The sequence below is a fragment of the Aureibaculum koreense genome, from assembly GCF_034296135.1.
GTDB lineage: Bacteria > Bacteroidota > Bacteroidia > Flavobacteriales > Flavobacteriaceae > Aureibaculum.
Genome location: NZ_JAXKVV010000021.1, coordinates 44378 through 57504 on the forward strand (window position 1 = coordinate 44378; position 13127 = coordinate 57504).

Consider the following 13127-nt stretch of genomic DNA (forward strand, 5'->3'; position numbering starts at 1 on the left):
TTATAATTATTATTAACTGCACCCCAATTTTCAGGGGCTTCAAATAACCTTGTTTCGGGCTAAAAAAAATTTCCTACGCATAGCATCTTTGTATAAAAATAATCAGTTAATCAAATTAAAACTAAAATTATGAAAACAATGAAACAAATTTTATTTATTGCCGTATGTACCTTAACTTTAATAAGTTGCGGACGAGAAATTCCTTCAGATTTTGACTATGGAAAAATAGAAAACAACAAATACACCAATGACTTTTTTGGTCATACCATGGATATTCCCGAAGGTTGGTTTATACAAGATGAGCAAACTCAAAAACAGCTGAGCGAAGAAGGTGCAAAAGCACTTGGTGGCGAAAAACTGGCAAAAACAGTAAAGGCAGCAGAAATTACTTCTGCAAATTTATTAATGGCCTCACAATTTGATATTGCTACACATTCTGACCCAAATGTTATGAACGCCAACTTTACGTTAGTTGCCGAAAATTTAGGTATAGCCGGTATTTCCGTAAATGATGGAAATGCTTATTTAGAAGCCAGTAAAAAACAATTTACCAAGAACAATGTTCCCATAGTTGTAAATGGCGACACCAAAACAATGGACGTTGATGGTAAGACATTTCACTATTTTGATGCTGTTATGACCATGCAAGGTATGAAAATTAACCAACGCTATATGGCTACGGTAATCAACGGGTTTGCTCTACTTTATGTAGCCACCTATGGTACCGATGACCAACTGGAAAAGTTGATGGATGTCTTAAAAACTTCTGATTTTAAATAATTCTATCCATATATATCATAAAAAAATCCGCCCCGATTACTTGGGGCGGATTTTTGTTTCTATTATCTAACCCAGAAAGGATTTTATTTGTCCGTCCGTAGCTTGAAAAGCAAAGGCGAAAACCCTTTCTGGGTTCTACTATTTCAATTTCTTTTTAACTGCTACTTCTTGGTAAGCTTCAATAACATCGAGTTCTTTTATATCATTAAAATTCTTGATTTGGATACCACAATCGTAACCCTTAGCTACCTCTTTTGCATCATCTTTAAATCGTTTTAATGAGGCTAATTCACCATCATGAATTACAACGCTATCTCTTATAATTCTAATGCTAGAATTTCTGAATATTTTACCGTCCGTAACCATACATCCGGCAATTGTACCCACTTTAGAAATTTTATAGGTCTCCCTAACTTCGGCGTTACCGGTAATTTCCTCTTTCATTTCTGGAGAAAGCATACCTTCCATAGCATCTTTAATTTCGTCAATTACTTTATAAATAATAGAATAATTTCTGATGTCTATTTCTTCCTTATCCGCTAACTGACGTGCATTTCCAGAAGGCCTTACGTTAAACCCGATAACGATAGCGTCAGAAGCCGAGGCCAATAACACATCAGATTCCGTTATGGCACCAACGCCTTTATGGATTATATTTACTTGAATCTCTTCTGTTGATAGTTTCTGTAACGAATCTGTTAAGGCCTCTACAGAACCATCCACATCTCCTTTAAGGATTATGTTAAGCTCTTTAAAGTCGCCCAATGCAATTCTTCGTCCAATTTCATCTAATGTAATATGGCGTTGTGTTCTAACAGATTGCTCACGTTGTAATTGATCTCGTTTAGAAGCAATTTGCTTGGCCTCGCGTTCATCATCGAACACCCTAAATTTATCACCTGCTTGCGGGGCACCATCCAGACCTAAAATAGAAACTGGGGTTGATGGTCCTGCCTTTTTAACACTTTTACCACGTTCATCATGCATGGCCTTTACTTTACCACTGTGCTTACCTGCTAAAAGATAATCACCAATTTTTAACGTACCTGCTTCGACTAAGATTGTTGAAACATACCCTTTACCTTTATCCAACAGTGCTTCAACAACTGTTCCTATGGCATTCTTATTAGGGTTTGCCTTTAACTCTAGCAATTCCGCTTCAAGCATTACTTTTTCCAACAAATCATCTACACCAGTACCCACTTTAGCCGAAATATCATGAGACTGCACTTTACCGCCCCAATCCTCAACTAAAATATTCATTTGAGCCAACTCTTCCTTCACTTTGTCAGGATTAGCATCAGGTTTATCAATTTTATTTATGGCAAAAACCAATGGAACTCCCGCCGCTTGGGCATGGCTAATCGCTTCTTTTGTTTGAGGCATTATAGAATCATCTGCAGCAATTACAATAATTACAATATCCGTTACTTGAGCACCACGTGCACGCATGGCGGTAAACGCCTCGTGACCTGGCGTATCTAAAAATGTTATTTTTTGTTTGTTAGGTAAAGTTACGCTATAAGCACCGATGTGCTGGGTTATACCTCCTGACTCTCCACCAATAACATTTGCATTTCTAATATAATCTAATAAAGATGTTTTTCCGTGATCTACGTGACCCATTACCGTTACTATTGGAGCTCTAGGCTCTAGGTCTTCAGGTCTGTCTTCAACTTCCTCCACGGCTTCTTCAACTTCTGCACTTACAAATTCTACTTCATGTCCGAATTCTTCGGCAACAATAGTAAGTGTTTCAGCATCTAAACGCTGGTTCATCGTTACCATCATTCCTAAAGACATACATGCAGAAATAATATCGGTAACCGATACATTCATCATTGTTGCCAATTCACTTGCCGTTACAAACTCGGTAACTTTTATTGTTTTACTTTCTGCGGCTGCAATTTCTTGATCGATTTCCGTTTGTTGACGGTGTTGATCTCGTTTTTCTCTTCGGTACTTAGCACCCTTTCCTTTTTTAGATTTACCCTGAAGTTTTTCTAAGGTTTCTCTAATTTGCTTTTGAACATCTTCTTCTGATGGCTCTTCTTTTGTTACATTTTTTCTTCCTCTGCCTTTACCGTTAGATTTAAAGCCACTACCGTTTCCTGATCGTAAACTGCCACTACCACTTACAGGTTTATTTATTCTTTTTCGTTTTCTTCTACTTGTTTCGCTTTTATCTTTTTTCTCAGAACTATCTTTTTTCTCAGTTTTCTTTTTAGTCTTTTCAAACTGTTTTAAATCTATCTTTTCACCAACTTGTTTAGGTCCAGATAATTTTTGATATTTCGTTTCTATTTTTTCTGGTTCCTCTACCGTTTCCTCAACTACATCTTCTACCTTCTCTTCAGGTTTTGATTCAGTCTTTTTATCAGTTTTCTTTTTATCTTTCTTGTCTAAATCTATTTTACCAACTTGCTTAAGTCCTGATAGTTTTTCTCTTTTAATAACCTCTGGTTTTGCAACTTCTTTTTTAGCTGGTTTTTCTGCTTCTACCTTTGGTTTTACTTCCTCTTTAGTAGCTTTTTTACCATCAATATCTATTTTACCAACGGTTTTGACACCAGCCAGTTTTTCAGATTCGGTTTTATAGATTTCCTTTTTAGCCTCTTGCTTTAAGCGTTTTTTCTCTTGCTCTTCTTCTTGGGCTATACGCAATGCTTCCTTCTCTTTACGTTTTTCTTCTCCTACTTCTTTAGAAGCTACCTTTTTACTTTTATCAGTTTGAAATTCATCCAACAGCACAGCATAAACCTCACTAGAAATTTTGGTTGTAGGTCTTGCATCTACGTCAAAGCCTTTATTGGCAAGATGCTCTACAGCTCTATCTAATGAGATGTTTAATTCCCTTAAAACTTTATTAAGCCTCAATGTTTTACTTTCAGCCATATACTTATTTAAATTACTACTTTACGTTCTTTCTTTACCGATTACAAGGTTTCAAAAACATTAATCTTCAAACTCTTCTCTTAATATTTTTTGAACATCGATTATGGTTTCCTCTTCTAAGTCAGTTCTTTTAACCAGCTCATTTACATCCAATTCAAGGACACTTCTTGCCGTATCCAAACCAATATTTTTAAACTCGGCAATTACCCATGCTTCTATTTCATCAGAAAATTCTGTTAATTCTACATCTTCATCCGCAATTCCTTCACGTTGTACATCAAGCTCATAACCCGTTAATTGACTCGCCAAACGAATATTTACACCACCTTTACCAATAGCTTTGGAAACCTGATCTGGCATTAAAAATACATCAACTCTTGGTTTTTCACCTTCTACGGCTTCTTTAATTTCCATAGAGGTTACTTTAGCAGGACTTAATGCTCTTGCAATAAATATTTGATCGTTTTTTGTATAATTAATAACATCAATATTTTCGTTGCCCAACTCACGTACAATACCGTGGATTCTAGACCCTTTCATACCTACACAAGCCCCGACTGGGTCTATTCTATCATCGTAAGAATCAACGGCTACTTTAGCTTTTTCACCAGGAATTCTTGCTACACGCTCAATGGTAATTAAACCATCAAATACTTCTGGAATTTCTTGTTCAAATAATTTTACCAAAAATTCTGGTGCGGTTCTGGACATTAAAATAGTTGGTTTATTACCCCGTAATTCAACCGACTTTATAATACCACGAACAGATTCTCCTTTTCTAAAATAATCAGATTTTATTTGCTCGCTTTTTGGCAATACGATCTCATTACCTTCATCATCCAATAAAATTACGGCATTATGCCTAATATGATGTACTTCTGCACTATAAATTTCGCCTTCTAGATCTTTAAATTGCTTAAAGACATTTGTATTATCGTGTTCATGGATTTTAGAAATCAGATTTTGACGCAATGCCAAAATCGCTCTTCTGCCCAAGTCTTCTAATTTTACCTCTTCTGACACATCTTCACCAACTTCAAAATCCGGCTCAATTTTACGAGCATCGGATAATGATATCTCTTCGTTAGGTTCTTCTACTTCACCATCATTTACCACTACTCTATTTCTCCATATTTCTAAATCGCCTTTATCGGGATTTATAATAATATCAAAATTATCATCAGAACCGTACTTTCTTTTTAATGCAGCTCTGAATACATCCTCCAGTATCGCCATAAGCGTTACTCTATCAATACTCTTATCATCTTTAAACTCAGAAAAAGACTCTATTAACGCGATGTTTTCCATTCTCTTTCAATTAAAATTTTAATTTCACTTTTGCTTGTTTTATACTATCAAATTGTAATTCTGCCTTTTTAACGACAGTTATTTTTCCTTTACCTACTGGTTTTGGTTCCCTAACTTTCCATTCTAAGACTATACCTTCGTCATTTACTTCTAAAAGTTTCCCTTCAAAAGTATCGGTTTCTGTTTTAACCTTTAAAGTTTTACCTAAATTTTTATTGAACTGTCTATTGTTAACTATTGGTTCTGACAGTCCTGGTGAAGATACTTCTAAAGAAAAATCAGTAGTTTCCCTATCTAAATTATGCTCAATGTTTCGACTAATCCTTATACACTCCTTTATAGAAATACCTTCGTCTCCATCAACAACAACATTAATACTATTACTTGGTGAGATTTTTAGATCGATTAAAAACAATTTAGGATTTTCTGCTAAAGCCTCTTCAACTAATTTTTCTACTTGCTCCCTCACTTTTTTTATATAAAAAGAGGGGACTTTGCGTCCCCTCCATTCTTTAATATCTTTGTTTTCGTGTGCAAATATATAAATTCTATTTTACAATGACAAGAATCATTGTTTTTTATCGTTATATATAATACCTTTAGGCTAAACATACTTAAAAACCCGAAATCATGAAAAAAATATTAGTCCCGATCGACTTTTCCGATGAAGCCATGTATGCTTGTAAAGTGGCGGCTTCTATTGCTAAAAAAACAGGTGGTGAAATTATTTTACTGCACATGTTAGACATTCCTACCGATGCTATTGATCCAATAGAATCGGATATTTCCAGAGGTGGAGCTCAAACCATTCTTTTTATGAAAGGCATTCATAAGCGTTTTGAAAAATTAAAGAAACAACCTTTTTTTGATGGTATAAAATTAAACGAAAATGTAAAATTCCATAAAGCTTTTGAAGGTGTTATCGAAGAAAGCAGGACCAATGACGTTGATTTAATCGTAATGGGATCACAAGGAGCTACTGGGCTAAAAGAAATGTTAGTAGGCTCAAATACCGAAAAAGTGGTAAGGCAATCGCATATACCCGTACTGGTCATTAAACAAGATGTTGAAAACTTTAAGATAGACGATATAATTTTCGCTTCCGATTTTAGTGAAGAAAGTAAAAAATCTTTTCAGGACGTAATTGATTTTGCAAATACTTTTAATGCAAAATTGCATTTGCTATTTATCAATACTGCCAGAAATTTTGAGCCTACCGAAGTAACCAATGCTAAATTAAAATATTTTATTGGCGATTTTGATCTTAAAAATTATACCTTAAATACGTATAATGATGTAACTATTGAAGAAGGCATTTTAAATTTCGGCAAAAAAATAGATGCAGACATTATTGCCATTAATACCCATGGCAGAAGTGGTTTAGCTCAATTGTTTAACGAAAGTATCAGTAAAGATTTAGCAAACCACGCCTTGCGACCAGTGGTAACATTTAAAATTTAAAATAACAATTATATAATTGTTGATTGAAATAATAAATTAAGAACTGATTTAAACTTTTCGCGTTTAAGCGAAAATTAGTGATTTTTTAGCAAATGGAAAAAGTTTAAATCCGTTCTAAACAAAGCTCTTTTTTAAAAGGGCTTTTTTTGTTAAAAAAAATGATTATTTTAGAGGAATTTAAACTATGCCTTATGAAAACCATACTCGTACCCATTGATTTTTCTGACGAAGCAAAATATGCCTGTAAAGTTGCAGCCTCCATAGCAAAAAAAACAAATAGTGAAATTATTTTACTGCACATGTTAGACATCCCCTCAACTTCGGTTGACCCTATGATCGATGGTAATTTAGGTGGTGGTGCACAGACCATATTTTATATGAAAACAATCCATAAAAAGTTTGGTGAGTTTAAAGCATTTCCTTTTTTCGATGGTATTAACGTGATTGAGTCAGTAATTTTTAAAAAAGCTTTTCAAGGTGTTATTGAAGAAAGTAGCAAAAACAATGTAGGGCTTATTGTTATGGGCTCGCAAGGAGCTACTGGCATTAAAGAAATGTTAGTGGGATCCAATACCGAAAAAGTAGTACGGCAATCTGATATTCCCGTATTGGTTATTAAACAAGATATTGATAATTTTGACATTAAAGACATGATTTTTGCTTCTGATTTCGGTGAGGACAGCAAAAATAATTTTCATAAAGTAATAGATTTTGCAAAACTTTTCGGTGCCAAAATCCATTTTCTGTACATAAATACCATTCATAATTTTGAACCTACACGAGATTCCAAAGAAAAACTCGATAATTTTATCTCTGCATTTAACCTTGACGATTATTCTGTCAACATTTATAATGATACTAGCATAGAGGAGGGTATTTTAAATTACGGTAAAGAAATTAATGCAGATGTTATTGCCATAAATACACATGGCAGAAGTGGCCTATCACAATTGTTTAATGAAAGTATTAGTAAAGAATTGGCCAATCATGCATTGAGGCCTGTTGTGACGTTTAAGATTTAAAAAGGTTCGACATATAATCTATTGTTTTTAAATATTGGTTTATAAAAGATTGTCCGTTCGAGCGGAGTCGAGAACTTATAAATTATTAACTCTATTAGGTGGGTTATGACTCCCTTCAACCTGACACCGAAATAAAATTTGAAATAATTATATAGATAGATTCATCTCTACTTAGAATAGAGCTTTTCTTCAAAGTCCATCAAATTTGACAATTTAAGTACAAAAATGCTTCTGATTCATTATTTTTGGATCAAATTACTAAGCTAGTATATCTTTTATGAGCAACCAAGTTACTTTAAAACAACTCGCTAAAGAACTTAATTTATCCATTTCTACAGTTTCAAAAGCATTGAAAAATAGTTATGAAATAAATGAGAATACTATTATAAGGGTACAAGCATTAGCCAAAAAACTCAATTACCGTCCCAATAGAATGGCATTGAGCCTAAAAAATAGTCAGACCAAAACCATTGGTGTAATTATCCCTAATATTTTAAATTATTTTTTCTCTAAAGTATTGTTGGGCATTGAAGATGAAGCCAATAAGAACGGTTATCAAATTATTATTTGTCTTTCTAATAACAAATATCAAAAAGAACTACAAAGCTTAGAGCTGCTGAGCGATGGTAGTGTAGATGGTTTTATCCTTTCCATTGCCCGCGAAACTCAACGTGAAAAACACCATTCTCATTTTAAAAAAATTATTGATGAAGGTTACCCGATTGTAATGTTTGATCGCGTTTCAGAAAATGTAGATTGTGACAAGGTAATTATCGATGATTTTGAAGCGGCTTTCAACGCCACAAATTACTTGTTGAACCAAGGTCGGAAAAAAATAGCATTAATTAGTACAGTTAGTAAACTAGATATTGGAAAGCAAAGAACAAATGGATACAAAGATGCCCTGAAAAAACACTCTAATTATAAAAACGAACCGATTATTATAAAAATTACCGATAAAGCCGATTATGATAGTGCAATAAAAGCACTATTTGATAAATATGATAACATTGATGGTGTGCTAACCACAAATAATGTTTCTGCGGTAACAGCAATAAAAATTGCACAACAAAACGATTGCTCTATTCCTAAAGATATTGCAATTATAGGCTTTTCTGACGATCAAATTTCGAGACTTTCTTACCCAAAATTAAGTACAATAGACCAAAATGCCTTTGAAATAGGCCAAAAAGCTGCTAAAACACTTATAGAGAGATTGGCTTTAAAAAATAAAGTTGAATATAGGACAGCTGTTGTAAAAACAAATTTATTGGTTAGGGAGACGAGTTGAAAGGCTCCTAATTAATCTGATCAACTATTTTATTTCTCTTCCACCGTTGCGGTATCCTTCTGGGTAAAAAATTCTTCAATTTCTTTATCGATACCATCCTCTACGACTACATCAGGATTTGTTTTTTTAAACTCATCAAGTCTAGTTTTAGTAATTTTTGTTTCTGTTACAAATAAACTTTTCAGATTATGAAAATTTTCGATTACAGCGATGCTCTTGTCAGTGATAGCAGTATTATATACTTTTAATATCTCTAATTTAGTTAAAGGTTTTAGTTTTTCAACTTCGACATCCGTAATAGGGGTTTTATCAAGCTCTAACCATTCTAGGTTTTTAAATTGAGCAATAATATTAATAGCAATTTCGCTTAAAGGTAGTTCGCTAGCATCTAACTGAACTGTATTTTTAGAAATAGGTTGCAAAAGCATAAATAGCGAGTCAGAATATGTTGGTGGTGAAAAAACAAGCACATTCAATGCATTACTTTTTGAAGCAATTCTTGTAATATTTATATAATCAGAATTTAATTTTTCAATAGTTTCGTCATCAACCTCTGGAAGGTCAGCCCAACTTTTCTTCTTTTTAGGATTTTTCAATTTGTTTATTATTGGGACTAAAATATCATTATTTGAGAGCTGATTCAATTGCAAAGTGTCGGAAGCTCCTAAGGCAACCCATCGTTCAATAATGATAAGTTCATCTTCGTTTAATTGGGGTTTCCCTTCAGGTGGCATATGGTCTTCGTCCTTTAGTGGAAGGTGCAATCTATTTAGCAATTCACTATTATTCAAATTTGTTTTATCTATAATTACTCCATTTTCACCTCCTTCTTGTAAGGCTAAAAAATCGGTAAGTAACAATTCTCCTTTCTTTTTATTGGGATTGTGACAAGAAACGCATTTATCATCCAAAATTGGCTGTACAATGTGTGAATAAATGAGTGGGTTTTCTGGAATTTCTATCTTTTTATTTTTTTTGTTAGGAATAGCTAAAAAATCTTCACCATGCGTAACCATACCGCCATAATGCCCTGCAAATATTACTGTTATCAATAAAAATACTTGAATTATTTTTTGCAGAATTGGCCTTTTTGCCACACTCGTAAAAATCCAATACCAAAGTACTGATAACAATGCCACAGCAGTACCCAACCATTGATGCCATTGTAATAAATCGCCTTTGCTGGACGCTTCTATGCCTAACATAAATCCGGTAACTGCAGTAATTAATGCCGATAATGTTGCCGCTGTTAGCAGTACATATGGAATGTTTTTACCTGTTAAACCTAAAAAAATGGCTATAAGTAAAAGTACGATTGGAAAATGAAGCACCAACGGATGCCATCTGCCTAGCCAAGCTACTAGATTGGGAAGTTGTAATTGCGATTCAAAAATTGAACAGAAAATAAGAAATACGGTAAGACCAAAAATTAGATAATCTAACCCACGAATTGAATTTGTACGATCCATATACTATGTTAAAATATCTTTGACCACATCTCCTGCAACATCTGTAAGCCTAAACCTTCTACCTTGATATTTGTAAGTGAGTTCTTCATGATTTATGCCCATGGCGTGCATTAGAGTAGCATGGAAGTCGTTAATGTGAACCGGATTTTCAACAACATTATAACCAAACTCATCTGTTTTGCCATAGGTAATTCCTGGTTTTATACCGCCACCTGCCATCCAAATACTAAATGCCCTAGGGTGATGATCACGACCGTAATTTTTAGGATCAAAGTTACCTTGACAATAATTGGTTCTGCCAAATTCGCCTCCCCAAACCACCAAAGTATCTTCTAACATACCGCGTTGTTTCAAGTCTAAAATTAAGGCTGCCGATGCCTGATCTACATCTTTTGCTTGTCCCGCCATTTCATGAGGAAGTCCTCCATGCTGATCCCATCCTTGATGATACAATTGTATAAAACGTACACCATTTTCCGCCAATCTTCTTGCTTGTAAAGCGTTGGCTGCATAAGTCCCTGGAACTTGGCAATCTTCGCCATATAATTTTATTATGTGTTCGGGTTCTTGTTTAATATCCATAACATCTGGCACAGACATTTGCATGCGATATGCCATTTCATATTGGGCAATTCTAGATTCTATTTCATCATCACCCGTATCAACATGATGTATTTTATTTAATGAGGACACATTGTCCAATAAATGCCTTTTATCTGAACGTGATAATCCGTCTGGGTCGTTCAAATACAAGACAGGATCTTTACCTGATCGCAACAACACACCTTGGTGCTTACTATCTAAAAAACCACTTGACCACAGTTTGGAGTACAACCCTTGGCTGTTGCCTTTTCCTCGGGAAGTTAACACCACAAAAGAAGGTAGGTTTTTATTTTCACTACCCAATCCATAACTCATCCAAGACCCCATACTTGGTCGGCCTGATTGCTGACTTCCTGTTTGAAAAAAGGTAATTGCCGGATCATGGTTTATAGCTTCTGTATGCATACTTTTTACAAAGCAAAGTTCATCTGCAATTTTTCCAATATGAGGGAAAAAATCACTTACCCAAGCACCACTTTTGCCGTACTGTTTAAAATTAACGGCAGAAGGCATTAATGGAAATTTATCTTGGCCCGAAGTCATCCCAGTTAAACGCTGTCCGTTACGTATAGAATCTGGCAAATCTTCACCCATACGTTTTTTTAACGTCGGCTTATAATCAAAAGATTCTAATTGAGAAGGGGCTCCCGCTTGAAAAAGATAAATAATACGCTTCGCTTTGGGTGCAAATTGCGGAATTCCCAATTGATGGGTAATCAACCCTGGATCTTTACTACTAAATAAATCTGGAATTAAAAGAGAACCCAATGCCAAAGAACCGATGCCCACACTTAATTGGGAAAAAAAATGCCTTCGGTTTATTTTCAAAGGATCTTCCGATTTTTTATTGTCATCATCCATATTTTTTATTCTTTAGTAATGGTTTCATCTAAATTATATATTACCTGAGCTGTAAGCATTAAAGCAGCTGTTTTAACCGGATCCGTTTCTAGCTGTTTATACTCTCCTTGAGCTATCAATTTTTCTGCATCTTCTATGGAAGATGAATACTTCATAAGCGTTTCGTTGTGGTATTTTTTTAATACTTCTAACTCTTTTTCTTTCGGGGTACGCAGTAAGATGCGTTTAAAAATTGTCTTTACAAGCTCTTCTGAGTCTTTATTGTTCAGTAAAGTTTTTTGTGCCAATACTCTGGCCGCTTCTAACATTTGTACATCATTTTGCAAAGCAAGTGCTTGTAAAGGTGTATTTGTTTTTTGTCGTCGTACTTCGCAATAATCTCGGGTTGGTGCGTCAAATATAGTCATACCAGGTGGCGGTAGTGTTCTTTTCCAAAAAGTATATAAAGACCTTCTGTACAATTTTTCATTGGTATCAGGTATGTATTTTGTCAGCGTACCTCTATTACCACCTGCGTTGGTTTCTTCCCAAAGTCCCGCTGGCTGGTAAGGTCGCACACTTGGCCCACCAATTTCTGGATTTAATAAACCGCTTGTTGTTAAAAAATAATCGCGAATCATTTCACCTGTCATTCTAAATCTGGGTGCCCTACCCAATAATTTATTTTCAGGATCGGCTTTTTTTTGTGCTTTTGATGCCACCGAAGTCTGCTGATATGTGGCGGAGAGCATTATCTTTTTGATGAGATACTTTATATCCCAATCATGTTCCATAAAATCTTTGGCAAGCCAATCTAATAATTTGGGATGCGTAGGCAAACTCCCTTGTACACCAAAATCCTCAACAGTCTCTACCAAACCTACTCCAAACAACATTTCCCAAGTTCTATTCACAAAAACCCTTGCGGTTAATGGATTGTTTTCATCGGTCATCCACATTGCCAGGCCTAATCTGTTTTTGGGATACTTATCTGTAAACGGAAGGATAATTTTAGGTGTGTTAAAAGTAACTTTCTCGGCAGGTTGATCATATTCGCCTCGATTGAAAACAAACGTTTCTCTGGACAAAGAATCGTTCATTACCATTACATTTACGGACTCAGCTTCTTTTTTATTGACAAAGGATAGTATATTCTCAGTATCTTCATCAGAAATGGTAATATAGGGAGCATCGGCAAAATAATTTCTATCGGCTGCTTCCACAGCATTCCACTGCAAACCTTTTTCTTTTACATTATTAAAAAAGGAATACATTTCGAAATAATTTTTCTGTGATAGAGGGTCGTATTTATGGTCATGACACTTGGCACACTCCAAAGTTATACCATTTCTGATTTAAAAATACTCAAAAAATGTTTTAGTGTATAATTGATAACTGGTGATAGATTTTATAAGTTCAGGAGTTAGTTGGTTTACCATCTCAGTAATTTTATCTTGT

10 protein-coding genes are annotated in these 13127 nt (G+C 34.7%); 4 read left to right on the forward strand and 6 right to left on the reverse strand.

What is annotated here, in order from left to right; all coding sequences use genetic code 11:
* Positions 1–138: 138 nt before the first annotated feature.
* Positions 139–780 carry a hypothetical protein gene (locus UMM65_RS14370; protein WP_321977507.1) on the forward strand — a complete coding sequence of 214 codons (642 nt, stop codon included), beginning with the start codon at positions 139–141 and terminating at the stop codon, positions 778–780.
* A 138-nt stretch (positions 781–918) separates the two neighbouring features.
* Here UMM65_RS14370 and infB read toward each other — a convergent pair whose 3' ends face one another.
* The 3 genes from infB to rimP are packed head-to-tail and all read right to left on the reverse strand — an operon-like array spanning position 919 to position 5452.
* Entirely contained in the window at positions 919–3675 is a 2757-nt protein-coding gene (gene infB, locus UMM65_RS14375; RefSeq protein WP_321977509.1) for a translation initiation factor IF-2, read from the reverse strand.
* Between the two features lie 60 nt (positions 3676–3735).
* On the reverse strand, positions 3736–4983 hold the full coding sequence (gene nusA / locus UMM65_RS14380) for a transcription termination factor NusA (RefSeq protein ID WP_321977510.1): 1248 nt from the start codon (positions 4981–4983) through the stop codon (positions 3736–3738).
* A 10-nt stretch (positions 4984–4993) separates the two neighbouring features.
* Positions 4994–5452: a ribosome assembly cofactor RimP gene (rimP, locus tag UMM65_RS14385; RefSeq protein ID WP_321977512.1), complete on the reverse strand. Its 459-nt coding sequence runs from the start codon at positions 5450–5452 to the stop codon at positions 4994–4996.
* 161 nt (positions 5453–5613) lie between these two features.
* Here rimP and UMM65_RS14390 point away from each other — a divergent pair, with 161 nt between their 5' ends.
* From UMM65_RS14390 to UMM65_RS14400, 3 genes are all read left to right on the forward strand, one after another.
* Positions 5614–6444, forward strand: coding sequence for a universal stress protein (locus UMM65_RS14390; RefSeq protein ID WP_321977514.1), 831 nt, complete (start codon positions 5614–5616; stop codon positions 6442–6444).
* 191 nt (positions 6445–6635) lie between these two features.
* On the forward strand, positions 6636–7466 hold the full coding sequence (locus UMM65_RS14395) for a universal stress protein (protein WP_321977515.1): 831 nt from the start codon (positions 6636–6638) through the stop codon (positions 7464–7466).
* 277 nt (positions 7467–7743) lie between these two features.
* Positions 7744–8757: a LacI family DNA-binding transcriptional regulator gene (locus UMM65_RS14400; protein ID WP_321977516.1), complete on the forward strand. Its 1014-nt coding sequence runs from the start codon at positions 7744–7746 to the stop codon at positions 8755–8757.
* Between the two features lie 29 nt (positions 8758–8786).
* Here the strand turns inward: UMM65_RS14400 and UMM65_RS14405 are convergent, their stop codons facing one another.
* The 3 genes from UMM65_RS14405 to UMM65_RS14415 are packed head-to-tail and all read right to left on the reverse strand — an operon-like array spanning position 8787 to position 13006.
* Entirely contained in the window at positions 8787–10226 is a 1440-nt protein-coding gene (locus UMM65_RS14405; RefSeq protein ID WP_321977517.1) for a c-type cytochrome domain-containing protein, read from the reverse strand.
* Positions 10227–10229: 3 nt separating this feature from the next.
* Positions 10230–11690, reverse strand: coding sequence for a DUF1501 domain-containing protein (locus tag UMM65_RS14410; protein WP_321977518.1), 1461 nt, complete (start codon positions 11688–11690; stop codon positions 10230–10232).
* 5 nt (positions 11691–11695) lie between these two features.
* A complete protein-coding gene (locus tag UMM65_RS14415; RefSeq protein WP_321977519.1) occupies positions 11696–13006 on the reverse strand; it encodes a DUF1553 domain-containing protein in 1311 nt (436 codons plus the stop codon).
* Positions 13007–13127: the final 121 nt, after the last annotated feature.